The 26,206-nt window shown below is 52.9% G+C and carries 18 protein-coding genes and 2 riboswitches; of the genes, 3 read left to right on the forward strand and 15 right to left on the reverse strand.

What is annotated here, in order from left to right; translation table 11 throughout:
- Window positions 1-37: 37 nt before the first annotated feature.
- From MKY86_RS19435 to MKY86_RS19455, 5 genes are all read right to left on the reverse strand, one after another.
- Window positions 38-1,291 carry a bifunctional 3,4-dihydroxy-2-butanone-4-phosphate synthase/GTP cyclohydrolase II gene (locus MKY86_RS19435; protein WP_076079146.1) on the reverse strand — a complete coding sequence of 418 codons (1,254 nt, stop codon included), beginning with the start codon at window positions 1,289-1,291 and terminating at the stop codon, window positions 38-40.
- 62 nt (window positions 1,292-1,353) lie between these two features.
- Window positions 1,354-2,022, reverse strand: coding sequence for a riboflavin synthase (gene ribE / locus MKY86_RS19440; RefSeq protein ID WP_076079145.1), 669 nt, complete (start codon window positions 2,020-2,022; stop codon window positions 1,354-1,356).
- A gap of 26 nt (window positions 2,023-2,048) precedes the next feature.
- Window positions 2,049-3,155, reverse strand: coding sequence for a bifunctional diaminohydroxyphosphoribosylaminopyrimidine deaminase/5-amino-6-(5-phosphoribosylamino)uracil reductase RibD (gene ribD / locus MKY86_RS19445; protein WP_076079144.1), 1,107 nt, complete (start codon window positions 3,153-3,155; stop codon window positions 2,049-2,051).
- Between the two features lie 223 nt (window positions 3,156-3,378).
- Window positions 3,379-3,553, reverse strand: a riboswitch (FMN riboswitch).
- 106 nt (window positions 3,554-3,659) lie between these two features.
- The gene (gene mscL / locus MKY86_RS19450) at window positions 3,660-4,061 is read right to left on the reverse strand and encodes a large conductance mechanosensitive channel protein MscL (RefSeq protein WP_076079143.1); all 402 of its coding nucleotides are present in this window, start codon (window positions 4,059-4,061) and stop codon (window positions 3,660-3,662) included.
- A 258-nt stretch (window positions 4,062-4,319) separates the two neighbouring features.
- Entirely contained in the window at window positions 4,320-7,811 is a 3,492-nt protein-coding gene (locus MKY86_RS19455; RefSeq protein ID WP_076079142.1) for a collagen binding domain-containing protein, read from the reverse strand.
- A gap of 281 nt (window positions 7,812-8,092) precedes the next feature.
- Here MKY86_RS19455 and MKY86_RS19460 point away from each other — a divergent pair, with 281 nt between their 5' ends.
- Window positions 8,093-8,854: a TMEM164-related integral membrane acyltransferase gene (locus tag MKY86_RS19460; protein WP_083685039.1), complete on the forward strand. Its 762-nt coding sequence runs from the start codon at window positions 8,093-8,095 to the stop codon at window positions 8,852-8,854.
- Window positions 8,855-9,106: 252 nt separating this feature from the next.
- On the opposite strand, the gene MKY86_RS19465 is transcribed toward MKY86_RS19460, so the two are convergent.
- The 8 genes from MKY86_RS19465 to MKY86_RS19500 form a co-directional block, all read right to left on the reverse strand.
- The gene (locus MKY86_RS19465; protein WP_076086935.1) at window positions 9,107-10,429 is read right to left on the reverse strand and encodes an IS4 family transposase; all 1,323 of its coding nucleotides are present in this window, start codon (window positions 10,427-10,429) and stop codon (window positions 9,107-9,109) included.
- A 431-nt stretch (window positions 10,430-10,860) separates the two neighbouring features.
- Window positions 10,861-12,183 (reverse strand): IS4 family transposase, encoded by a 1,323-nt coding sequence (locus MKY86_RS19470; RefSeq protein ID WP_076086935.1) that lies wholly within the window; start codon window positions 12,181-12,183, stop codon window positions 10,861-10,863.
- A 660-nt stretch (window positions 12,184-12,843) separates the two neighbouring features.
- On the reverse strand, window positions 12,844-14,295 hold the full coding sequence (locus MKY86_RS19475) for an IS1182 family transposase (protein ID WP_340827346.1): 1,452 nt from the start codon (window positions 14,293-14,295) through the stop codon (window positions 12,844-12,846).
- Between the two features lie 184 nt (window positions 14,296-14,479).
- Window positions 14,480-14,911, reverse strand: a complete 432-nt coding sequence (locus MKY86_RS19480) for a peptidylprolyl isomerase (protein WP_036727386.1) — start codon at window positions 14,909-14,911, stop codon at window positions 14,480-14,482.
- A 127-nt stretch (window positions 14,912-15,038) separates the two neighbouring features.
- Window positions 15,039-16,373 (reverse strand): diaminopimelate decarboxylase, encoded by a 1,335-nt coding sequence (gene lysA / locus MKY86_RS19485; RefSeq protein WP_076084227.1) that lies wholly within the window; start codon window positions 16,371-16,373, stop codon window positions 15,039-15,041.
- Between the two features lie 192 nt (window positions 16,374-16,565).
- Window positions 16,566-18,311 carry a spore germination protein gene (locus MKY86_RS19490; protein WP_445669936.1) on the reverse strand — a complete coding sequence of 582 codons (1,746 nt, stop codon included), beginning with the start codon at window positions 18,309-18,311 and terminating at the stop codon, window positions 16,566-16,568.
- 877 nt (window positions 18,312-19,188) lie between these two features.
- Window positions 19,189-19,614, reverse strand: coding sequence for a stage V sporulation protein AB (locus tag MKY86_RS19495; RefSeq protein ID WP_076084230.1), 426 nt, complete (start codon window positions 19,612-19,614; stop codon window positions 19,189-19,191).
- Window positions 19,611-20,276: a stage V sporulation protein AA gene (locus tag MKY86_RS19500; RefSeq protein ID WP_076084233.1), complete on the reverse strand. Its 666-nt coding sequence runs from the start codon at window positions 20,274-20,276 to the stop codon at window positions 19,611-19,613. Before MKY86_RS19500 ends, MKY86_RS19495 begins: the two co-directional genes overlap by 4 nt.
- A 187-nt stretch (window positions 20,277-20,463) precedes the next feature.
- Here MKY86_RS19500 and MKY86_RS19505 point away from each other — a divergent pair, with 187 nt between their 5' ends.
- A complete protein-coding gene (locus MKY86_RS19505; protein WP_143803871.1) occupies window positions 20,464-21,621 on the forward strand; it encodes a hypothetical protein in 1,158 nt (385 codons plus the stop codon).
- A 146-nt stretch (window positions 21,622-21,767) separates the two neighbouring features.
- On the opposite strand, the gene MKY86_RS19510 is transcribed toward MKY86_RS19505, so the two are convergent.
- Window positions 21,768-22,730, reverse strand: coding sequence for a DMT family transporter (locus MKY86_RS19510; RefSeq protein WP_076084238.1), 963 nt, complete (start codon window positions 22,728-22,730; stop codon window positions 21,768-21,770).
- A gap of 127 nt (window positions 22,731-22,857) precedes the next feature.
- Window positions 22,858-23,004, reverse strand: a riboswitch (FMN riboswitch).
- A 233-nt stretch (window positions 23,005-23,237) separates the two neighbouring features.
- Between MKY86_RS19510 and MKY86_RS19515 the strand changes: the two genes are divergently transcribed.
- Window positions 23,238-24,416 (forward strand): PstS family phosphate ABC transporter substrate-binding protein, encoded by a 1,179-nt coding sequence (locus MKY86_RS19515; RefSeq protein WP_076084241.1) that lies wholly within the window; start codon window positions 23,238-23,240, stop codon window positions 24,414-24,416.
- 299 nt (window positions 24,417-24,715) lie between these two features.
- Here MKY86_RS19515 and MKY86_RS19520 read toward each other — a convergent pair whose 3' ends face one another.
- Window positions 24,716-26,197, reverse strand: coding sequence for a carboxylesterase/lipase family protein (locus MKY86_RS19520; protein ID WP_076084244.1), 1,482 nt, complete (start codon window positions 26,195-26,197; stop codon window positions 24,716-24,718).
- Between the last annotated feature and the right edge of the window lie 9 nt (window positions 26,198-26,206).

Below are 26,206 nucleotides of genomic sequence, written 5' to 3' on the forward strand. Positions count from 1 at the left end.
TCATCAACCCTTCGTGTATAGGATAGGAAATCTATGATTAAATTTTGGTATTCTCATTCTGTTCGATCTTGTCAAAATTCAGCAGATGCCCAAGCTTCGCCTGCTTCGTATGCAGATAATTGGTATTGTCCTTATTCTCCGGCATCTGGATCGCTACGCGCTCCACCACCTCAAGGCCGTAGCCTTCCAGCCCCTTGATCTTGCGCGGATTGTTGGTCAGCAGCCGGATCTGGCGGATGCCGAGATCCTTAAGAATCTGTGCCCCGATGCCATAATCCCGCAGATCCGCCGCGAAGCCCAGCTTCAGGTTGGCATCCACAGTATCCAGCCCTTCTTCCTGCAGCTTGTAGGCGCGCAGCTTGTTGATCAGGCCAATGCCCCGGCCCTCCTGGCGCATATAGAGGAGTACCCCTCTGCCGGCTTCTTCAATCTGGCGCAGCGCCGCTTCGAACTGCGGGCCGCAGTCGCAGCGGTGCGAATGGAACACATCGCCGGTCAGGCACTCGGAATGCACACGTACGAGTACCGGCTCATCCCCTGAGATATCGCCTTTAACCAGGGCAACGTGCTCCTTGTCGTCCACCTCATTCGTATAGGCAATGGTCTGGAAATCACCGAAATCCGTCGGCAGATTCACTGCTACCTCACGGGTAACCAGATGCTCCTTCTCGTTACGGTAGTGAATGAGGTCCTTGATGCTGATCAGCTTAAGGTCATGCTTATTAGCGATCTCAATCAGGTCAGGCAGGCGGGCCATCGTACCGTCCACCTTCACCACTTCACAGATGACACCTGCCGGATAAGCCCCGCACATGCGGGCCAGATCAACCGCAGCCTCCGTGTGTCCGGAACGCCGCAGGACTCCGCCTTTTTTGGCGATCAGCGGGAACATATGCCCCGGTCTGCGGAAGTCGGCCGGCTTCGCCTTCGGGTCCAGCATGGCCTTAATCGTCTGGGAGCGTTCACCGGCCGAGATGCCGGTCGTCGTATCCGCGTGGTCAATAGATACCGTGAACGCCGTACCATGATTATCGGTATTCTGGGACACCATCGGATGCAGGTCCAGCTCCTCTGCACGCTCTGCTGTGATCGGTACGCAGACCAGGCCGCGTCCTTCGGTAATCATGAAGTTAATCACTTCCGGGGTAGCCCGTTCCGCCAGAGCGACGAAGTCTCCTTCATTCTCACGGTCTTCATCATCTACAACGATAACGACCTTACCGCGCATTAAGTCGTAGATCGCATCTTCAATCGGGTCTAGAACACTGTCCTTATCAGCTTGCTGGCTCATATTACCGTCCTCCTAATGGCTATACGCTTGCCTGACGGCTTGCCGTATGCCTGATCTATAGATTATACGAACCCGTTGGCCGCCAAAAAATCATGACTGATCTTCGAGCTTCCTCCATCATCTTCATTGCCCGCACGCGAACCGTAATGGAGCAGATGGTCCACATATTTACCGAGCACATCACATTCAATATTCACCCGGTCTCCCGCCCGCTTGTGGGCCAGCACTGTCTCTCCCAGCGTGTGCGGGATAATCGACACGGTGAAGGTTGCGGCTTCCGTCCTCACAACCGTAAGGCTGATGCCGTCTATCGTAATGGAGCCTTTGGGAATGATGAATTTGAACAGGGATTTGCGGTCCGGGGCAATCTCGAACACCACTGCATTCTGATCGCGCCTGACGCTGCGGATCTCACCGGTTCCATCCACATGCCCCTGGACAATATGCCCTCCGAAGCGTCCGCCGGCAGCCATGGCGCGTTCCAGATTCATTTTGGACCCGGTGCGCAGCTCCTTGAGCGTACTGTTGCGGTAAGTCTCGGGCATGACGTCAACGGTGAAATGATGGTCCCCAAGTGAGGTTGCCGTGAGACAGACTCCATTGACCGCCACACTGTCTCCGATCTTCAGATCTCCCATGATGAGCGAAGCGCCGATACTCAGCACCATCATCTCCCCACCGCTGGTGACGCTGCGCAGAACTCCCACCTCTTCAATTAAGCCGGTAAACATACCATCCCTCCTTCCTGAATATTCGGTTACTGCAGAGGAACCGGGGTGCCGCTGATACACACATTATCCCCGAGCACTTCCACTTCCAATCCTTCAAGCTGGATGGCATCACGCATCAGCTCCACACCCCCGAAGTCGAAGGTACCCGCTGCTTGCGCGCCGCCGCCGACAATCTTCGGAGCGAAGAAGAGGACCACCCGGTCAATCAGCCCCTGCTCAAGCATCGCCCCATTCAGCGTTCCGCCGCCTTCCAGCAGAATGGACCCAATCTCCATTGCACCGAGCGCAGCCATAGCCGCCTGCAGATCCACACGCGGACCGCTGCCCGCAGCAATCACCTCTAACCCTGCAGCCAGCAGCGCTGCTCTGCGGTCAGGATCGGCTGCCTCTGTCGTCACAACCACCGTAGGCGCGAGTCCGTCCTTGACCACAGCGCTGTCCAGCGGCAGGCGCAGCGAGGAGTCAATGATAATCCGCACCGGATTGCGTCCGGGTACATTCAGTCTAGTTGTCAGCGAAGGGTTATCGGCAATCACCGTATTCACCCCGACCATAATCCCCTGATGGCGGTGACGCAGGGTATGTACAATCTCCCGTGCCTCTGCATTCGAGATCCACTTGCTGTCTCCGGTCCGTGTGGCAATTTTGCCGTCCAGTGTGCTGGCGCTCTTCAAGGTTATGAACGGCCGCTTCGTTAAAATATACTTGATGAACTTCTCGTTCAGCCGCAGCGCCCGGCCCCGCAGCAAACCTACTTCAACATCAATCCCCTGCTCGCGCAGCATCGCAATTCCCCGGCCTGCCACCTGAGGGTTGGGATCCTCACAGGCGACAACCACTCTCGCCACCCCTTCATCGATCAGACGCTGGCTGCAAGGAGGCGTAATGCCGTAATGACTGCAAGGCTCCAACGTAACATAGGCTGTACTCCCTTGCGCTTTACCGGCTGCCATATTGAGCGCATGCACCTCGGCGTGTCCGGTTCCGCGCTGCAGATGAGTTCCAATCCCGATCATGGCGCCGTCCTTCACGACTACGCAGCCGACCACAGGATTAATTCCCGTCTGGCCCTGTGCCCGCTCCGCCATATCCAGCGCAAGGGACATGTAAAACTCATCGTTCATCTTATCCATGTCTTGCCTCCTATCCCAAGGCTGTAGTCTTTATGTGTACCAAACTATAAACAGAAAAACCCGTCTCAATCTCCAGGAGGAGTTCAAGACGGGATATACGAGAGGTGATCGCAGCAAAGAATATATGCGTAAATAAACGCCGGACCTCCGGCATTGTGAAAGTTCGCACATATGTTCCGAAAACACTGCTGCTCGGCCGCCTGTTGCAAGCGCGGCGCGTGAATCTCTCCTTCTTCCATCCAGACTATACTGTCGGTCCCGGAATTACACCGGGTCCACCGTCCGTAGCAATATCATACGAAGCGGGTAGCGGACTGAGCATCAGAAGCGGCAATTATTAAGCCAGCTCCAACAGCATCACCGCCGGTAGGGAATCACACCCTGCCCTGAAGGATTGATCTATTCAGTTCAATACCAAGTTAAGCCTACAACAAAATTATCACTTCGCCGGATGAAATGCAAGTGTGTTTCGGAAATTTACTATATTTATGTAACTTAATTCCCTTATACACCCGTCTCACGCTGCTTGTCCGCTCTCAGCAGATCGCGGATTTCCGTCAGCAGGAGGATATCCGGTGCCGGGGCAGGTGTCTCAACGACTTCAACCTTAACGGTCTCCTTGCGTCTGAACCGGCTGCTCAGCTTCACCACCATGAAGATGGAGAAGGAAATAATGAAGAAGTCGACTACGGTCTGGAGGAACATGCCGTATTTTACCGCAACATCTCCTATACCAAAGCTAAGTTCCTTCAGATCAATACCTCCGCTGATCAGACCGATAAGCGGCATAATAATGTCAGCCACCAGCGAAGTAACAATTTTGCCGAATGCCGCTCCAATGATTACGGCAACCGCCAGATCAAGTACATTACCTTTCATGGCGAAGCTTTTGAATTCCTTCCACATGACGAACCATCCCTCCGAAACTTTGAATTTGAAATTATTATAGCATTTATAGCAACACATATAGCAAGATGCAAGTTGAAAAATGTATAAGTGGAGTAGGATTAACGTATGCACTTGGATGGACGCTCCGCTGTTTAAGCGGGATGCGAAGTACCTAATTTTCTAAAAAACGCAAAGGAGCGAGTCTCCAATAACGGAGAATCGCTCCTTTTTTACATGTTAAGCTTTAGGAACCCTATCCTGCTGCTCTAATTCTGCCTAATCCTGCTTGCGTGTTCTGCGGAATACCCGGCTGAGGATGAAGCCACCCAGAATCAGGCCTGCACCCGTCAGGTAGATCGGCAGCGGGCTGCTCTCTCCGGTCTGCGGCAGTCTGCCGCTGCCGTCATTCGTACCCGAGACCGCCCCTTGCGGAACCGGATCGTCTTCAACATCTACTTCCGGATTGCCCAGCGGGATATTATCGTCGATTGGCGTTACCACTTCAGGTGCTGCCGGTACCGGAGTAACAGTTGGTGCCGGTGCAGATGGCTGCGCCGTTCCCGGCAAGCCTGGTCCTGCAGGAATCTGTGACTCATCGATAATGACTCCCGGTTCGAACGTACCGGCTGGTGTTGGTACCGGAGTAAATACCGGACCTCCGGCAGGCGATGTCGGAACAGGTGTAGCCTCTGGCCCCGTAGAATCTGTAGGCACCGGCGATGGAACTGTGGTCGGAACTGTGGTCTCTACAGGTGTCTCAGTCGGCACAGGAGTCACAGTCGGCGTTGGTGTTACTGTCGGCGTTGGCTGCTCCGCCAACTTATTATACAAGGTAAGATTCAGCACGGCCGATGAGCCGATCGTCACCGGATGCTCGGTGGAATCAAGCACATAGCCCTGCGGTGCTATTGTTTCAATCAGGACATAACTGCCCAGCCACAGATTGTTGAATGCCGCGATGCCTGCTGTATCAGTGGTGCGGGTATTCACCAGCACCCTGTCATTTCCGTTCACGCGGTATAGCTCATAGGTAGCTCCCGCCAGAGGTTTTGCAACATTGCCTGCTTCCAGCTTGAAGACATTAAGCGTCCCTCTGACGCCGCTGCCTGTTCCCGAACCGCTGGAAACTCCTACGATAATCTCCTTGGTCGTCTCCTTGGTGATAAGCTTAACGTTATTGCCGCTGAAGCTCACGGAGTTAACCAGCTTATCGCCAGTGTTCGCAACGATCAGCGACTGATATTCCAGCACATAAGCGGAATGGATGTCACCAGGGAAGCTTAAGACGAAGGACTGTCTGCCCTGTGCATCGGCGCTGATCGTCAAGCTGTAATCGGTATCCTTCACCAGCGGAGGGCCGCTCTTCGTGACCTCTCCGTTCACTGACGTAACCGTACGGTACAGCTGGAAGCTGTCCGGCAGCAGGATCTGATTCGTGCTCGGCACATCGGTGATTACGGCATCTTTTACATGGGACTGGGTGCGGTTGATCGCAATGGTCCAGTTCAGCTTATCCCCGTTCTGCACGCCGTCTTTGATCACATATTCATCCCCGTGCGGGATATCTACCGTGGCCTTCAAATCCTTGGAGACCTTCTTCGTCCCATCCAGCAGCTTCGCTGTATTGGCTACCTTGGTTCCGATTAGCTGTCCGGCCAGGCTGGTCTTGAATACGATGTAATAGGGCGAATTAATGGCTTTGTCAAAACCAACCTTCAGCTCATTGCCGCTTCCCACGCTATAGCTGAACTCATTACCGTCCACCTCAGCGCCTGGGCTATGCGTTCCATCCTTAGCAATATTCATCTTGTATACCTTAAGTGAGCCAGGTACCAGAGACTGTCCATCACCCAGTACATCCGTCACTACAGGATCGGCAATGGATTTGCTGTTGTAATTGACGCCTATAGTCCAGGTCAGCTCCTTGGCAGAAGCATCATACGCCCCGGATTTGATCCCGTTGTTCTTCACCTCGGAATTAGGAATGAACTTCCCGCTGGCTTCTGTCCACTGTGCCTTGTTCTGGCTGTCCTTCCAGTCAATCCGGGCCACGTTGATGAAATCACTCGTATTGCCGGTAAGCCAGTCATTGCTGAATTCCGTCTGATAACTAATGGTATAAGTCCCTGTAACCGGTGCGTTAAACTTCACCTTGAAGCCTTCATTCGGCTGAGCTGGTGAATTCACAATCAGGGTATACGCCGATGGAGGGATCACTGTGCCGGAAAGAGTACGGACCACCAGTGAACCCGAGATGTACTTCTGTCCTCCCTGCGGGAAGCTGTCTGTAACCACCACTTCGTTCATTGGGTAATTGTCGCCGTTGAATGTGATTTTCCAATCGGTGGTGTGTTTGTTGTAATTCACGCCGGACAGATTCTTATAGATAATAATAGGCCGGATCAGTTGAGAAGCGTTGCTGCTATAGGTGCTGTCAGAGACAGTGTTGGTAATATTCGTATCTTTGAACACACGGTCTGCGGCTTTGGTCGTATATTCGATCAGATAAGCCGATTTCACCGTATTCTTGAACTCCAGTCTGAATCCGTTGCCGGATTCGCCGTTGACAGGCGTGACTGTGTAATCACTGCCTGCATTCAGAGCCGTCCCTTTGGCAGCTTCTCCGGCTGCATTCAGCGTAACCGGATAGATCCGCACCGAGTTCTCCAGGAGCACCTGGGAGCTGTTGAACACATCCGTCAACACCGCGTTCTCCGGGGAGATCGTCCGGTTATTGTAGTTGTATTCGATAGCCCAGTTAATAGTCTGAGTGCCCCAGTCATAACGGACGACTTTTTTGTTAAGGCTGCCGCCTCGTTCAATGACTACTGTATCCGAAGCACTTACCGGGTCACGGCCGTCCCCTGTAAAGGTTGCCGTGTTGGTGAAGCTGGACAAGTTGTCGCTTACTACCTGCGTGGTATAAGTGATACGGTATGCCCCTGTGATCACAGGGGCCGTGAACTGAAGCTTCAGCGTCCCGCCGGAGACGCCGGCAGTATATTTGCTGCTGTCTACCAGTTGGCCTTGCGTAACTGTGCCGTCAAGCTGAACATTCAGCTGGTAAACGGCAAGTGTAACCGTGCTGTCCAGTGCCAGCCCGGCAGGAATCGGGTCGGTCACAGCAGCGCCGCTTACCGGCTCCAGTCTTTTGTTCACATCGACGGTCCAGTCAATATGATCCGCGTTGAAGCCGCTGGAGATTCCCTTCTTGGTAATCGTCGAGCCTACAGTAGGCTTGAATGATACTGTAATCGTCTGGACCCCACCGTTCACCGGGAACAGAATCTGCTGGACGGTGCTGCCGCTGATCACTTTTTTGTCAAATTGGGTATTAATACGTAAGGTCCCCTGCACATTGGCATGACTCTCGATGTAATCATTGAAGGTCATCACCACCTGATGGGTAGCCTGGCTGACCGTGAATGTGCCTACCGTCCCATCGTCCGATTCCAGTCCGCCCTGAATGTCATTGAAGAGCTGGAACTGCTCGGGAAGCTGGAAAGCAAAAGTGTCTCCCTGGCTATAGCCGTGGCCGTTAGGAAGCGACCAAGTATAGTCCAGCCTCACGGTGGAATCCACATCATACACACTGCCTGTCACCGTCTGTCCATCCGGACCATATACCGCCATGGATACGCTCGTAATAATGTCCCGGTCCTGTTCAATGGCCGCCGCTGTAGCCTGCCGGGTGAAGCCCAGCCCTGAGACCAATTGCACAAATAACATGACCAGGACTACTGCCAGGCTTGTTCTTTTTTTCACCATTTCCCATAAGCCCCCGTTCTTTCGATTGAATGATTTGAAGCATACCTGCTAAAAAGATGGCTGCTGAACGCACCGGTAAGGACACACTCCACCTGAAGTTTCGTTATGTATACGGGCTAAGAGTCCATCTTATGTAAATAAACTAGTAAACCTGACTTTTCTGCCCACTACAGACGATATATACTTATATCACCTAAGAGTAGAACTTTAGAATCAGAAATGGTTAAAATTAAAGAAATTATTATGCAACCCTTACTTCAGGATTCAAGGAGAGATTTCAAGTGAACCGAACTTTATTCTGGGAGCGTGCCCGTGACAGCGATTTCGTCATGCTCTCCGCCTCTCATCTCGTTGCCCTGTCTGTCATTGCGCTATGCTGCCTGGCGCTCTTTGGGGCCCGCTTCGCCCTGCGCAGCCGGTCCGGCCTGCGGTTAGGCATACGCCTGCTGATGATCCTGTTGCTGGCTGCTTCTGAGGGAGGCCTGCATGTCTGGTATCTGTCCCATGACAGCTGGAGCCGCAGCTCCTCCCTGCCGCTGGAACTATGCGGAATTACCCTGCTTCTGTCAATCGTGATGCTGCTCACGCGCAGCAGGCTGCTGTACAGCTTTCTTTATTTTGCCGGGATCGGCGGTGCATTCATCGCCCTGCTTACACCTAATCTGGTCTATCCGTTTCCGCATTTCCGCTTCCTGCTCTTCTTCATCGCCCACGGGTCGATCATACTTGCATCCCTGTACATGACCTGGGTCGAAGGATATAAGCCCACCTGGCGCTCACTGTTCTTCACCATGCTCTGCCTGAACCTTGTCGCAGCATGCGTCTACGCCGCCAATAAGCTGCTGGATTCCAACTATATGTTCCTGATGCGCAAGCCCAGCACGTTCTCGGTACTGGACTATTTCGGCCCTTATCCTTATTATCTGCTGGTTGAAGAAGGCTTCGCCTTCGTCATCTTCCTCCTGATGTTCCTGATTTTCTTCAAGCTGCCGGAGCTGTACACCGCCCGCCGTGCCGCAGCCCGCGGGAAACTTGGCAGGTAAACGGAGGGGATGAATTCAGGGGCACTTGTGCTCCTCATTCCCGCCTCGTGCCGACTTTCGGCGGATTCAGGGGCATTAGTGCCAATGTCATTAAGATAAGTTCAAAGATAAGTTTGGAATTAATAAAGAGAATCCAAAACGGTATGGGGGAAACGTCCTATGCCGTTTGTTTTTGGTGTAAGGAAGGAAAAAAGCGCATAGCAAACAAAGCGGATGGAAGATCCACTTAAAAAAATGTTCATGCGAACCGAATTATGCTACTCTGTAGACGAAGCTAATGGCGGATTTGCTACGTATTCTGCGTGTATTCCTTTGCCCAGGACGGGTGAGACGAATCGGCAAAATATTTTTGCGAATCAAAGCTTCCACATCAGGCGGGGGTCCATCGCCCTTGGAGCGCAGGAAATGTCTACAGACGTGAACGGCCACCGTGAAGTTGACTTGGTAGAGGTGCCGTTTATCCTTTTGGGAAATGACTACGTGCGAGGTAATCATTTCAGCGAAATTGTAGAGGATCATTCTTGCGAATATCTCTTGGGTAATGGACTCTTGCTTCTTTGCGTGAAAATGGGTCAGACCGATGGTGTATTTTAAGGCCCGGAAAGAGGTCTCAATCCCCCATCGCAGGTGATACAGTTCCCGGAGTTCATCCGGTGAGAATTCAGCAGCCGGTAGATTGGTAATGACGGTTTCATAATCGCCACTGGGCAGGAGGAAACGAACCACCCGAAAGGAAATCGGGTAAAACAGGTTCTTTTGCATGTCCAGAAAATCAAAGCTAGAGGTGGCCGGAAGAATTTTATAGATTTCGGGGTGATCCCTGAACGCTTTCGTTCGTTTTTTAGTCAGCGTCAGGTGAATCTCCTGATCAAACGCCCCTTCAAAGGTCAAGTGCAAGCCCGAAAGAATGCCATTCGAATGCAAATCCTTGACCCGTATGACGTACTTCCATCCTTTCCGTTCCAGATGCGCGAACGTATTGTAGCTTTCCAATCCTCGATCCGCCAACACAATGACGTTCCCCTGAATAGGGGACCGATCCACCATCGTGGACAGCGCCCTTCCTTCGTTGCGCAGCTTTCGAGGTTGAAGGATGGCGTCCACGTAAAGCCGGTTACAGAGGTCATAAGCAGCGTTCAAGTGCAGAAGGTTAAAGCCTTTCGAGTGGGGCTGACTTTGAGAATAGGTCAACGGGTCCGCAGGATCTGTTGCAATATGCAGATCGGAACCGTCAATGGCCAATAATCGATAGCCTCGATAATCCTTGAATTCCGTATGGGACGCGGTAAAGGTGTGAAACAAAGATTCGACCGCAGACGGCAAAATTTTATTTCTTTGCTGAACAAAAGCAGAAGAAGTTGCGGTGTTAACGTCATAGCCCTGCGATTCCAACAGTTCCTTATAGAGGCTGTTGCCGCCCATAAAGATCAGGGTTTGCATAACCATTTCAAAGGGTAGTTTTTTCGTTCGGGTAAAATCCTTTCCCGGGTTTCTGACGTAAGGCGCGGGGGCAGCCGCCATCTCACGGATGAGAGATGTCAGTCTGTCTTTCAGCGAATTTGCATAAGCATTCATTGGCGTAACCTCCTCGTTTTTTCAAGGGGCTTCGCCACACGTTTTCTACGGATTGTCAAGATTTTTTTGTGCAAAAAAAGAGCAGGCTATCTTTTCGATAACCTGCCTTTTTCTTGTTTTTGGCTATATATCTTAACTTAATGACATTGGCATTAGTGCTCCTCATTCCCGCCTCGTGCCGACTTTCTGCGGTTTCAGGGGCATTAGTGCCTCTCATTCCCGCCTCGTGCCGACTTTCGGCGGATTCAGGGGCATTAGTGCCAATGTCATTAAGATAAGTTCAAAGATAAGTTTGGAATTAATAAAGAGAATCCAAAACGGTATGGGGGAAACGTCCTATGCCGTTTGTTTTTGGTGTAAGGAAGGAAAAAAGCGCATAGCAAACAAAGCGGATGGAAGATCCACTTAAAAAAATGTTCATGCGAACCGAATTATGCTACTCTGTAGACGAAGCTAATGGCGGATTTGCTACGTATTCTGCGTGTATTCCTTTGCCCAGGACGGGTGAGACGAATCGGCAAAATATTTTTGCGAATCAAAGCTTCCACATCAGGCGGGGGTCCATCGCCCTTGGAGCGCAGGAAATGTCTACAGACGTGAACGGCCACCGTGAAGTTGACTTGGTAGAGGTGCCGTTTATCCTTTTGGGAAATGACTACGTGCGAGGTAATCATTTCAGCGAAATTGTAGAGGATCATTCTTGCGAATATCTCTTGGGTAATGGACTCTTGCTTCTTTGCGTGAAAATGGGTCAGACCGATGGTGTATTTTAAGGCCCGGAAAGAGGTCTCAATCCCCCATCGCAGGTGATACAGTTCCCGGAGTTCATCCGGTGAGAATTCAGCAGCCGGTAGATTGGTAATGACGGTTTCATAATCGCCACTGGGCAGGAGGAAACGAACCACCCGAAAGGAAATCGGGTAAAACAGGTTCTTTTGCATGTCCAGAAAATCAAAGCTAGAGGTGGCCGGAAGAATTTTATAGATTTCGGGGTGATCCCTGAACGCTTTCGTTCGTTTTTTAGTCAGCGTCAGGTGAATCTCCTGATCAAACGCCCCTTCAAAGGTCAAGTGCAAGCCCGAAAGAATGCCATTCGAATGCAAATCCTTGACCCGTATGACGTACTTCCATCCTTTCCGTTCCAGATGCGCGAACGTATTGTAGCTTTCCAATCCTCGATCCGCCAACACAATGACGTTCCCCTGAATAGGGGACCGATCCACCATCGTGGACAGCGCCCTTCCTTCGTTGCGCAGCTTTCGAGGTTGAAGGATGGCGTCCACGTAAAGCCGGTTACAGAGGTCATAAGCAGCGTTCAAGTGCAGAAGGTTAAAGCCTTTCGAGTGGGGCTGACTTTGAGAATAGGTCAACGGGTCCGCAGGATCTGTTGCAATATGCAGATCGGAACCGTCAATGGCCAATAATCGATAGCCTCGATAATCCTTGAATTCCGTATGGGACGCGGTAAAGGTGTGAAACAAAGATTCGACCGCAGACGGCAAAATTTTATTTCTTTGCTGAACAAAAGCAGAAGAAGTTGCGGTGTTAACGTCATAGCCCTGCGATTCCAACAGTTCCTTATAGAGGCTGTTGCCGCCCATAAAGATCAGGGTTTGCATAACCATTTCAAAGGGTAGTTTTTTCGTTCGGGTAAAATCCTTTCCCGGGTTTCTGACGTAAGGCGCGGGGGCAGCCGCCATCTCACGGATGAGAGATGTCAGTCTGTCTTTCAGCGAATTTGCATAAGCATTCATTGGCGTAACCTCCTCGTTTTTTCAAGGGGCTTCGCCACACGTTTTCTACGGATTGTCAAGATTTTTTTGTGCAAAAAAAGAGCAGGCTATCTTTTCGATAACCTGCCTTTTTCTTGTTTTTGGCTCTATATCTTAACTTAATGACATTGGCATTAGTGCTCCTCATTCCCGCCTCGTGCCGACTTTCGGCGGATTCAGGGGCACTTGTGTTCCTCATTCCTGCCTCGCGCCGACTTTTTGCGGATTCAGGGGCATTAGTGCTCCTCATTCCCGCCTCGTGCCGACTTTCTGCGAATTCAGGGGCATATTAGTTGGAAAAACGTATCTTGTTTCGGATGTTTTGGAGCTTTCGAGGAAAGTAATTGGATAAACGTCATTTAATTTTGTGCATTCCCTCTACTCTGTTCTATTTGCAGCATTTTAAGTGCTGTTTTTCCAACTGTTTCCTGACAAGCCTTCCTCAGCTCCTGAGCAAGTGGAGGAAATCCAACTACTATTTGTACAATTCCCCGCACGGCAAAAAGCACCCGGCTGGATAACCCGAGGCCACTGAAAAACTAGCCTTTCTTAGAAAAAGTAAAAAAACGTATTTAAAAGACGACGTTATTCGGTTTCTCCGAATGGACGTCGTCTTTTTCTTACCTATTTCTTCAACTTTGGTTACTCCATGAGTTTCAATATTCGTTTTAAATTAACAGTGAATATCGCCATGGCTCCTTGAATCTCCATGCCAACTAAACCCGTGGAAGATGCAACATCGTACCCGTGTCTGTGTTTGAGTTCGCTATTCTTGGCTTCTATTTTGTAGCGCTCTTTCGCTTTGACCTTAAAGGGTTCACTTTCCTGAAACACAGCTTGCTTGGCATGTTCGTTGCTCTTTATACTTACCGAGTAGGTCTTACTCCGAGCGCCTTCTGTGTAGCACCCTTCCTTTAAAGGACATCGCTTACACTGTTCAATATCATAAAAGTAGGTATCCTTTTGGTTTTTGCCCTGTCCCTTTTTGCCTTGCCGTGCTCTTCGAATGGCCAGATGCCCGGCTCTGCAGACATACATACCCGCATCTTTATTAAAATCGAATTCGTCTTCTTTTCTTCGGTTTCCTTGCGTAATCTGTGGATGTAATTTGGCCACAAGTTCAATGCCCTGCTCCGTACTGTAAGCAATATTGTCTTTTTCTGAATAGGCCTTGTCTCCAATGACTGTCTCTACGCTCATGCCCGCAGCTTTGCTCTTTTCAATAAGAGTTTGCAATTCCTTCCCGTCGTTTCGTTCTCCCGTGGTAATGGTCGCTGCCGTAATGATTCGCTCTTCACTCATCGCGATATGGGTCTTGTACCCGAAAAATGAGGAATCTGCGCTTTTGTGGCCTACTTTGGCATCTGGATCAGTAGAAGTCTGCAACTGTTCGACATCGTCAGCGACGGTTTCTTTCAATAGATTGAAGGGTTCTTTGACCTTGGGGAGTCCGGTAAAACGTCCGTCCTTTTCAATGACCTCAATGAGATCTTGGCAGTACCCGATTTCATCTTCCAGTACATTCGTAACGGGCTTCACTGGAAAGGAACTTTTCATAGATTCATCTAAGGCATAGATTGCTTTTCGTACCTTTTTGGAACGTTCTCGCAGCAACTCTTGCGGACTTTTTTGGGTATAGCGGGCTTTGGTGTGGGTAGCATCGACAATAATGGATTTGCTGCGAATGATTCCTTGCTGAATGGCAATCTCCACCGTTTTACCAATGAGTATATCGAGCAACTTCATATCTTTCAGCCGCAACTTACGAAATTTGCTCAGTAAACTAGAATCAATAACCTCTTCCTCTGGCGCCATATGTAGAAAAAACTTGAACGACAAATCGGTTTTGGTGCGTTCCACAAGATCGCCGTCAGACAAGTCATAAATGGATTTAAGCAGTAGATATTTAAACATTCGGACCGGGTCTACCGCGGTTCGTCCATTATCTTGGCAATACCTTTCGTTTAGTTCCTCATAAACAAAGCTGAAGTCCACCAACTCGTCCATGCGCCGCAACAAGTTATCTTTTGGAATGAGTATATTGTAAAGTTCGATATACGGGCTCAAGATAAAACTTTGCTGCTTAGGAAGCATGAAGACCACCAGCCTTTGATTTAATTCTTTAATTGTATCGAAAAAAAGAGACATTCTTTGTGTCGAATGTCTCTTTCAGTTCTTTATGGACTTTTTCAGTGGCCTCGGATAACCCAGCCGGGTGCTTCGGCGATGCCTTAGGAAGAGAAGAACCTCCCCCTATAGCGTCAATGGAGTACTTGTATTAAGCTTCTACAATTTCAACGGTCGTCATCTTGTCGCGGCCTTTGAAAGCGTCAACCAGATCCATGCCTTCAACCACTTTACCGAATACTGTGTGTACTCCGTCAAGGTGCGGCTGTGGAGCGTAAGCGATATAGAACTGGCTTCCGCCTGTGTTCTTGCCGGCATGGGCCATAGCCAGGGAGCCGCGCTCGTGCTTGTTCGGGTTGATCTCGCAGTTGATGGTGTAGCCAGGACCGCCGGTGCCTGTTCCGTTCGGGCAGCCGCCTTGGGCTACGAAGCCTGGAATCACGCGGTGGAACAACAATCCGTTGTAGAAGCCGTCTTTTGCCAGCTTCTCAAAGTTTGCTACTGTATTAGGCGCATCCTGATCGAACAAGTCGATCAGCACGACGCCGCCGTTTTCGAGTGTAATTTTCGCTTGCTTAGCCATATGTAAATGACCCCTTTCGAAATGACAGATGTAGAACACGTTTATTAGTTTACTATGAAACGGAGCACAAAGCAAAGCAAGCGGGAAGTCTTCCCGCCTGCCGCTATAGCACAACCCTATAGTCTTCTTATTTCGTAACGGCTTGTTTGGAAATCCGTGCAGGCACAATATCATTGGCAACAATATCCTGATGGGACTCGCGGCGTACAACCAGATCACTCTGCCCGTTCTGCACGAACACCACCGCCGGACGGCGGATACGGTTGTAGTTGCTGGCCATGGAGTAATTGTATGCCCCTGTGCAGGCCACAGCCAGCAAATCGCCGCTCTCCACCTTAGGCAGCTCAACGTCCCAGATCAGCATATCGCCGCTCTCGCAGCATTTGCCGGCGATGGATACCTTCTCCACGTTAGGCTCAGTCGCACGGCTTGCCAGCAGCGCTTCGTACTTGGATTCATACAGAGCCGGACGCGGATTATCGGTCATGCCGCCGTCAACAGCTACATATTTGCGCACTCCCGGAATTTCCTTGCTGGTTCCAACCGTGTACAGAGTCGTTCCGGCATCCCCTACGATACTGCGGCCCGGCTCTACCCAGATCTGCGGCAGCGAATCGTTAATGCCGGCGAAGTGGGTCTTCACTGCATCTGTGATGGCTGCGACATATTCGGACACCTGCAGCGGCGTATCGCCGTCCACATAACGGATTCCAAAGCCTCCACCCAGGTTGACTACAGGGAAGGAGATTCCCAGCTCTTCCTTGACGGTACGGGTGAACTCGGCAATACGTTCAACGGCAAGCTGGAAGCCCTCGGTCTCAAAAATCTGCGACCCGATATGCGAATGCACGCCGAGCAGGTTCAGATTAGCCAGGCTGTCAGCCAGACTGACCGCTTCACGGGCCGAGCCGTTGCCGATATCAAAGCCGAATTTGGAGTCGGTCTGTCCTGTCGATGCGTAGGCATGATGGGCATGGGCTTCCACTCCAGGCGTAACGCGCAGCAGAATATTAACAGTCACTTCTCTGCGGGCGGCAATGGACTGAAGCAGACGGAGCTCCACCAGATTATCGGCGACAAAGCAGCCAATCCCTGCATCGATCGCCATCTCAATCTCATCCGGTGTCTTATTATTGCCGTGGAAATGAATGCGTTCCGCCGGGAAACCGGCTTGCAGCGCAGTATACAGCTCTCCATCGGAGACCACATCCAGCGACAGACCTTCCTCATCCGCAAGCCGGCACATCGCCATTGTCGAGAATGCCTTGCTGGCATAAGCCACCTGGAACCCGAGGCCGGAAGCTGTGAACGCCTCCATATACTCGCGGCAGCGGCGGCGGACCAATTGCTCGTCCACTATATATAGCGGTGTCCCATACTCCGCCTTCAATTCGGTTACATCACATCCGCCGATCTCCAAATGCCCTGCATCATTGATTCGGCTCGTCCCGTGTAAAAACATTGCGCAGTCCTCCAATTTCTGTGGAATCATCCGTTCCACCCTGTCTAGTATATGATTTGGGGCCCCGATGCGTTCCTGAAACAGATGCTCAGAATACAGATACGGCTTATTGCGGGGCTGTTCAGTATATTCAGTATAACAGACAGAGGGAACACCATTGAATGGACTTTTTTGCAGTTGATTTGTATTTTCCTACGACTTGCGCGGGGCATCCTTATGCTCAGGCATCCGGGTGCTATCTCTTGTTTTGTTGAAGGATGGCCTTGTTTTGGAGCTGAGCACCGGCTGACGCAGGAGGATCTCCGCCATGGCTTTTGCATTAAATGGTATAAACGGCCACATGTAAGGAGAGTTATACGAACGGTGCGTGGTCAGCAGCACCACCAGCAGCGTCGTCCCGATCATGAAGCCGGGGATGCCGTAAGCAGCCACCGCCAGCAGCAGCGCAAGCCGGACAATCCGGTTGGCCAGCCCCAGCTCGTAGCTCGGCGTTGCAAACATCCCGATAGAGGCCACCGCCATATAGAGCACCACTTCATTGACAAAAAGACCGGTCTGCACAGCGATATCACCGACCAGAATGGCAGCGATCAGCCCCATCGCGGAGCCGAGCGGCGTCGGTGTATGCACCGCAGCCATCCGCAGCAGGTCTACCCCAAGCTCGACGATCAGGAACTGGGCAATGAGCGGGAGATTGGCTGATTTTTGCGGACCGATGAAATCAAGCATGCCGGGCTTCAGCTCCGGATGGAGAACCATCAGCATCCACAGCGGAAGCAGGAACATCGATGCAAAGATCCCGATGAAGCGGACCCAGCGGAGATAGGTTCCCATAAAAGGCGTCTGGCGGTTCTCTTCCGCATGCTGGCACAGATCAAAAAACGTCGTCGGCAGCACCATCACACTCGGGGAAGTATCGACAAACACAACCACCCGGCCCTCCAGCAGATGGGAAGCGACAATATCCGGCCGTTCCGAATAACGGACCAGCGGATAGGGGTTCCAGCCGCCGCCGACAATCGCTTCCTCCAGCTGCTTGTCCGCCAGGGGAATGCCGTCGAGATTGACGCTTTTCAGCTTGTCCGTAACGGCCTGCACCTGGGTCTTATCCACGATATCATCGATGTAAGCTAAGCAGACATCTGTCCGGGTCCGCCGTCCAATCTGATGCATCTCCAGCTTCAGCCCAGGGTCGCGGATACGTCTTCTAACCAGAGCCACGTTGCTTAGCAGCGTCTCTGTGAAGCCGTCCCGCGATCCGCGGACCACCCGCTCAATCGACGGCTCATCCGGGCTGCGGGAAGGATACGAACGGGTATCCATGATAATAACCTGCGATTCCCCTTCAATGAAGATCGCGCTCATGCCGGCTAACACTTTGTTGATGCTCTCGCTGAACAGTTCGCCCTTCTCCACCTGGACATGGGGAATATATTCACTCATGAAGCTGGCGAGTACATCTGTCGATACATTTTCGGGGGTCAGATACGTCAGGCGCTTCAGAATTTCATCGATAATCGTATCCTTGGCGAAGCCGCTGATGCAGAGCAGCGCCGCACTTTTCCCGCCGAAGGACATTTCCCTGAACACAATATCGAAGGAGGAGCCCAGCCCAAGTACCTCGGTCAGTGTATTCTTCGCATCCGCCAGGGATTGCGGGATCTTGTCGTTGCCTTGCCAATACGTAATCGACTGCTCCAGGGAGTCAGAGCGTTCATTGTCACGTTTTTGCTGCAGAGGGTCATTGGACTTGCTTGCAGAATCCGCTCCCTGACCGGCTTTGGACTTCTTAGGGGCGGATTGCTTGGGCGCAGACTTCTTCGGCTGCTGGGGCTGACCAGCTTCCTGACCGTCCTCCTGATCCTCAGGCTCTTCATCATCTCCAAATAATCTGGCAAAAAAGCCTTTATGGCTCTTATCCTGCGTCTGAGCCCCCAACTCGTCCGAGGTTTCCATATCCTGTGATTGGCCTCTGCCGTCTTCATGGGCTCCCTGTCCCGCTCCGGAATCCGCAGCCGAATGATCCGTTCCTGAATGATCTGTCCCTGCCTGCGCAGCTCCGGTCAGCCCGGGTGTACCCGCACCTTCGGAATCTGCTGATTCCGGGCCTGCAAAACCGGCGGAGGCAGATTCTTCTGCACATTGTGTTCCCTGCTGCGAATCGTCTGCTGCCTGGTCTCTCGTACCGGATTCCGCAGATGATTCCTCCGGCCCGGCATCGTCGCCGAACAGACTGCTGAAGAACCCTTTGATTCCTCCGCCGGACGATTCCTGACTGTCTCCGTTCTCGGATGCGGGATCATCCCCGGGACTGGCCTCATCATCTGTAGCCGCAGCATCTTTCCCACCGACAGCCCCGCCATCTCCAGATGCAGCGTTCTTACCGCTGCTATCCTCACCTTCTCCAGCCGCAGCACTCTGACCGCCGCCAGCTTCTCCATGACTCGCCGCCCGGGCCGCTTCATTCCCATCTCCGCCACTATCTGGCGGAGCATTCAGGCCCGACGGGCTCTCCTGCCCGCCTTCAATCGGGCGCTTCACCGCGCCCAGCTCCGCTGACGCCTCCAGCTCCTGTCCTCTGTCGCTCTGGGATGCAGCCGGTTGCTCTTCCTGCTCCGGCGGTTTCTGCCCCGTCACCGCCCCCAGCTCCGCCGACGCCTCCAGCTCCTGACCCATGCCGCTCTGGGACGCAGCCGGTTGCTCTGCTTGCTCCGGCGCCTTTTTCTCCGGCGATTTCTGCTGCGCAGAACGGTCTTTCTTTTTATCCGTCTCTATCTGATCACCGCTGTGAATATACCTCACTCCCTAGCCCCCTTTACTGTTGATAGACAAACCAGTCGAACAACGAGCCTGCCACCTTGCCGCATACCATCGCCATTAAGAGACCAAGCAGCAGATGGGTCATATGCAGACGTTTGGCCAGGATCGGCAGGACATTCAGCACCTCGGTCAGAGCCGCCGCCAGCATGCCGATGAATATGCCGTTGAACAGGCCGACCCCCAGCTCGATCAGCGGGCCGGCCGCCATTTTCCAGTTCCAGAAATCGCTCACCGTCCCCAGCAGGGAACCGCCGACCATCGCTCCCTCATACCAGTGAACCTTGTCATAGGAGGAGGTAAGCTGCGCCAGCCGGGGGATGAGGTCCAGCACTACGAATAGCGCAATCACCCCGCCGCCCACTGCGATTCCCCCGGCAATCCCAAGCAGCAGATGAAGTCCGAGTGACATTGGTGCGGTCATGTGCTCCCCTCCCGGCTGCCGGGCGCCTCGTCCCTGCGGCGTTTCATTTTGCGGTACTCCTCGTTGATTACATATTGATCGATATTCTTCTGATACAGGAACATTTCCACCTCAAGGGGAGTCGGCTCCTCGTTCCATTTCTTTTTGAACAAATGATTGAAAAAAATCACCATCCCAAATCCGATGCCCAGCGAATAAGCGATCTGAAACAGATAAGGATGCTCGTCCCTGCGTCCCGTCAGCATCTCCACAATCCGGATCTGTACCTCCATCATGCTGACATCGGCATGGAAATTCATAATCGTCAGCGCCGAGCCGAAGAACAGCAACAGCCAGACCAGCACGAACAGGGCTATAGAAGGTTTAGCCGCCGTAGACGGACCTTCAATCTGTACAATGGTGCGGCCTTCGCCAATCGGCTGAATCTCCGCATCGGGGTACACATCCTGAATCCGGGGAATGACGGTCAGCAGATCAATCAGGATCAGATTGCCGTCACTCTCCTTCGGCTGAAGCACAAGCAGTGTATACAGCGGCTCCCGCCACTGCGGATCAGTGATCAGATAAGCGACATCGCGCAGCAGCACCCCCTTGCCCTTGGGCACCGTCACCCGGTTCTTAAGCTGGATATATATGCATGTAGCCGGGGAATCAGTGTTCATTTGCGGGCCTCCTTAAGCTCAGGTGTGATGCGGTCCTACGGCAAGAATAAGGGTAGTATGGGAAAAAAGGCTTATTTTTACTCTTCTCCTCCGCAATTCATCTGATTTAAGCAGGACCACCGAAACTTTTCCTGCCTCAGGGCCGTCTATAGTTACAGTTATTTACACAGAAGGGATGGAAGTTCATATGAGAAAAGCATTGCACCACTCCTTACGGATGGTTCTCTCTGCATCGATGCTTCTGGCATTCGCTGCGCCACTCACAGCACATGCAGCCGAGAAGATCGAGGTATACGATTCCTATACCAGCAAGAGCAGCAACGTCCAGCTATATTCGGTGAGTCAATTGGACGGGAACCAGTTCATCAATGCTGTCATTGCCCGGCAGCCGGATGGGACCTATAGTAAATGGCCGGAGGCTTTTCAGCATTTCCGGAAGAGTGACAGCGGGAACCTGCAATTGACGGGGATGGATGATCCGGAGCAAGCCTATGTCTACGATACGCAGAGCCAGTCCATTATGCGCAAAAGCGAATACGCCCTATCCCCTGACGGCCGCTGGGGTGTACTGGAGCGTTCCCGTTACGAACGTCAGCCGGAGGGCTATATCGCAAAATTCAACGATCAGTATCTGAGAAACACAGCAACCGGCAAAGTCTCCGTCTATTATTCTACTCAGCGGTACTACAATGCCCGGTGGATTAACCAGCATACGCTGCTTGAGAGCGGATATAATGAGGCTGCCAAGCAGAATGTGATCAGTACGTACGATCCGTCCACCGGGAAGCGGCAGGAGCTGCTGAGGGGGACCTTGAACAACTGGAACTTGTCGAAGGGACTGCTGCAATATGTCAAAAACGAGCCCAAACGCCTCCCATGGATCTACAATCTGAAGGACGGATCGTCACGGCTGGTCAAGGATGCCCGCGAGCTTGAAGCCTTGTTCCCTGCTGCTCCATCTTCAAGACCGGAAGTCACATTCCCTAAGGGTATGCTGCTGAAAGAGCTGCCTGTCACAGAGCTGCCGATCACCTTAGCCTATGAACACAACCTGAATCTGGACGGAAAAAGTGTGGATGTATCCACCATATTCACTAAGGGCGGACAAGAGTGGATACCGGTGAAGCCGCTTGCAGCGGCCCTCGGCTGGAAGATCGAAGTCATGAACATTAGCGCAACCGGCGACCCTTCTGCGGCTTATATCTATAAAATCACAAACGGTAGCAATCACGCGGTTCTTACGCCTGTGAACAGCTTCAATTCGGCAAGCAGGCTGTATATCGCACCAGCGCAGCTTAAGGAGCTTGGGTACAAGAGCATCAAGGTCACTCCATATGTGAAATAAAATCACTCCAGCGGCGGCAACCTTGCCCCAAGTCTGCCTATACAACAAAGAGGATGTTCCCGGACGGCGCGGCCGTATAGGAACATCCTCTTTGTATGTTGCGCTGGGTCCTGGGGTCTGTCCCCTCAGACTGTAGCGCTATGAAGTTAATTCTGTTTGGCCGGCTGCAGCTGATCCCTCTGCTGACTGGAGATGAAGAACAGTGCCGTCCAGATCAGCGCGAAGCCGACAATCTGTGGCAGGGTTACAAGCTGATGATAGACTACCCAGTTAATTAGAATACCTGTCATCGGGAAGCTGAGTTCGGCCAGGGTTGCTACCGAAGCTTTGGTCGTATTCAGTCCCTTGTAGTAGAGCAGCATGCTGAGCAGTCCGGGCAGCAGCGCCTGCAGCAGCAGGTTAATGGCAACTGCCGCCGAGCCGCTGACTCCGCCGCTCATCTGCCACGGGGCGCCTTCCATACTTGTAATTACGAACAGCAACGGGAGCGCCAGCATGAAGCGCAGTGAGGTTACCGTCTCATATTTCATTGAGCCCAGCAGATAACGCCCCATGACTGTAGAGCCGCCCCACAAAGCAGCAGCGCCCAGCGCCATCAGGCTTCCTACGCCCATGAAGCTGTTCACATGGCCGAAGGGAATCGTCCAGCCGAAGGTCAGCAGGTACGTCCCGGCCAGCGCAACAATAAGCAGCGGTGCGAAATTGCGCGGCAGGCGTTCTTTTAGAATAACAGCGGCAAGACCAATGGCGAACAAGGGCTGAAGCTTCTGGAGCAGCAGCACGGCATTGAAGTCTCCGCTGGATAAGGCCTTGGTGAACAGAATGGTCGCTACGGCTGAGCCGCCCCACGATACCACGAGCAGCGCTGCGGCCTGGCGCAGACGTACACCCTTCAGCTCTGCGCGATTGCGCCACATTACCGGAGCGGCAACCAGGAAGAGCACAACATGCTCAAGCAGTACAATCTGGGACGACGTCAGGGATTTCAGCAGGATAATGCGGAACAGCGGGTCAACTCCCCATAAGGCCGCCCCCAGAACCACCAGCCAGAATCCGCTGCGCACCGGTGCGGTACGCACGCCTTGGGATGAAGCAGATACATTACTCATCTTTCATTCTCCTTGTCGATACAAACCCTCGATAGAGACCAAAAACCCCCGTGAGTCCTGAGAACAGGACAAACATCGGGGGCGTTATCAATAAAGACATACGGAATAGACCCGCCTGCCTTTATCTTATGATCCTCTCCCATCCGGACTTTACCGTCGGCTCTGGATTGTCACCAGATCAGTCGCTTCCTCTGTGATAGAGTAACGAGTCGCGGGCTTAGTTCTCACGAACATCACCGCCGGTCAGGAATTTCACCTTACCCCGAGAATCTTGTATTCTGTTATTATTTTCACAATCCCAGAATACCTCTGATTCTTCATTTCGTCCAGCTTTTTATGAAAATAATCATTATATTTCATTCAATAATCATCAAAACAATCATTCTGCCAAGCAAATCTGCGTACCGTATCCAGGTTCTGGTTCGTTTGGCAGAAACGGCGGCTTGCGATACACTATAGTATGAGCATTAATCATACCCATTATAGAGATTTTATTTGGAGGTCATCATGAAAAGAAGCTTTCCGACCAATCTGCTGTATTCCATCTTTGCTCTGGCCGGCCTTGCCATCATCGGCTTCATGGCTTATGTTATCGCCGCTTTTACAGGAGGAATGCTCTTCTATGGTCCGCTGGCTCTCGTCGTAGCTTCAGGGCTGGCTGTACTCTCCGTGCTCAGCATCTTCGGCTTGTTCAGCAGGAAGCTACGCCGGATGATCCTGGCTGCTTTTGCCGGAATCTGTGTGCTGGCAGCCGCAGGCCATGAGATCAGGCAATCGTATGTGAACAGCCTTGCGGAAGTGAGGGAGCCTGAAGTGGACTTGTACCAATATGCCCCATTTGAGGCGAATACCAAAGTTGCCTCTCTTGAGCATAAGGCGTCCTATCAGCTTACGGAGCAAATGCCCCGTCTGGATGGTGCAACCGCGCTGTATCCGCTATATTCTGCTTTTGTCCAGGCGGTGTATCCGCAAGATACCTATAACTCCAGCATTGAGCTGACCGGAAATGATCTCGTCCTGTGCACCAGCACTTCCGAGGCTTACAAGCGGTTGATCGCCGGAAACGCTGATATTATCTTCGCTGCGGCACCTTCGCTGGCCCAGACGAAGCAGGCGAAGCTGGCAGGCCGTGAACTGAAGCTCACCCCGATCGGGCGCGAAGCATTCGTCTTCTTCGTCAACAAGCGCAATCCGGTGGACAGCTTAACGATAGAGCAGATTAAGTACATCTATTCCGGCACAGTCACGAACTGGAAGGAGGTTGGCGGCAAGAAGGCGTCTATCCGTGCTTTTCAGCGGGCAGAGAACAGCGGCAGCCAGACCAAGCTGCAAAAAATCATGGAGGACCGCCAGCTGATGGCTCCCCCGAAGGAGAACGTCGCGGATGTGATGAGCGGAATTATCAGCCTGACCGCCAGCTACCGCAACTTCAATAACGCGCTCGGCTTCAGCTTCCTGTTCTACGCCTCACAGATGAATGCCAGCGATGAGATCAAGCTGCTGGCTATCGATCAGGTGCCACCCTCCAAGGAGACTATCCGCAGCGGCGAATACCCGCTCGCCGTGGAATTCTATGCCGTAACGGCCGGCAGCACCAACCCGAACATCGAACCGTTCCTGGACTGGATTCTGTCCGCCGAAGGCCAGGAGCTGGTTGAGAAGACCGGGTATACGCCAGTTAAATAAGCAGAGGCACCAGCATCCTTTACGGGGGAAGGATGCTGGTGCCTGCGCTTGCCCATTGTAATCGGTTTTTCGATTACATTTGGCTCACGCACCCCGCGCCTGCCCATTGTAATCGGTTTTTCGATTACATTTGGTCCACGCACCCCGCGCCTGCCCATTGTAATCGGTTTTTCGATTACATTTGGTCCACGCGCCCCGCGCCTGCCCATTGTGTCCGGATTTCCACTTACATTCCGGCCCGCACACAGACAGCAGCCCTCCCGGAGGTCTTCCTCCGGCGAGGACTGCTGTCTGTAAACTTATCCCTTATAATACTCAAAAATCCGTCTGCGCTTCTCCCCGTCCGGGTCGTTCACCACGCCCGAGGATTGGTCAAATATCATGGTTGCCCGCGTCTGCGGTGTGTACTGCGGCCAATCCAGTCCCGGCGCTGCCGGATCTCCACCATGGGCGAAGGCTGTCCAGGCGGTCTGCATTGCCTCCGCCACTGCCTCCATGTCCGGCGTCACGTTCAGGCCGTACTGCTTCAGCAGCGGGAGATTGTTGAAGACATATAGAATCTCCGCTCCGTGAATGGCCTTCTCCAGCAGCGGATGCCCGGGCACCGTCCAGTCGAAGCGGTACATCCAGACGGGGGCATGTCCCTGCTGCTTGTCCGCGAACGAAATCGAGCTGGCCCAGAAGAACAGGTCGGTCAGCACCTCCGCCTGTCCTTCCCAGGTATGGCTGTAATCCGAGGTCAGCTCGGAGAGGTCGTCCACTCCCATCAGCTGCTCCAGCGCTTTGAGCGATTGCTCGAAGTTATCTGCCTTCTGCCCCTCGCGGAAGAACAGATTGCCTTCGTGCAGATTCGTTCCGATCACCACGGGAATGCCGCTGGCGGCTCCCGCCGCAATGGCCTGTACCGGTTCAACCGGCAGGGTTCCCGGCTCAACGACCGGCTGGAAGAACATATTCATCGAGTCTCCGGACAGCTTGTACGCCATCCGGCCTGCGGCTTCCATAATCTCTCCGGCCGGGAGCTTATGTAACAGCTGTGTATCGCTGCCGGGCTGAAGGCCCAGCTCGGCTAGCAATGCGGCGGCAATCTGCACGCCCTGCTCCCCATTCAGCGTCTGCGCCGCCCCGCTCTCCATAATGGCCCGGGCGAACAGTCCCTTCGCCGCAGGCATCGCCAGCAGCGCGGCAATGCTCATGCTTCCTGCCGATTCACCGAAGACCGTGACCCGCGCCGGATCACCGCCGAATGCAGCGATATTCTGCTGCACCCATTCCAGGGCAGCAATCTGATCCAGGAGGCCCAGGTTGCTGCCCAGCCCTCCGCCCAGCGGAGACAGATGCAGGAACCCGAGCGGACCCAGCCGGTAATTCACGGTAACCACCACGACGTTCCCGGAGACAGCCAGTTTGCTGCCCTCGAACATCGGCTGGCTGCCTGCGCCGGTAACGAAGGTGCCGCCGTGAATCCACACCATTACCGGCAGCGATTCTGTCTCCTCAGCTACCGCCGGGGACCAGACATTCAGATACAGACAATCTTCATCGTAGACCGGGGTGGTACCACCGAACCGCGTCCCGCTGGTGCTGAACGCCTGCAGGCTGACCGGTCCGAACTTGATGGCCTCCCGTACGCCACTCCAGGACTCCGGCGGCTGCGGTGCCCGGAAGCGCAGCTCTCCGAGCGGCGGGGCAGCGAACGGGATGCCGCGCCACACGTTCACGCCGTTTCCCGCTTCTCCCTTCAGTTGCCCATAAGCTGTATTCACCAGTTGTCCTGACATTGCACTCAT

It is taken from the genome of Paenibacillus sp. FSL R7-0333 (assembly GCF_038000365.1).
Lineage (GTDB): Bacteria > Bacillota > Bacilli > Paenibacillales > Paenibacillaceae > Paenibacillus_AQ > Paenibacillus_AQ silagei.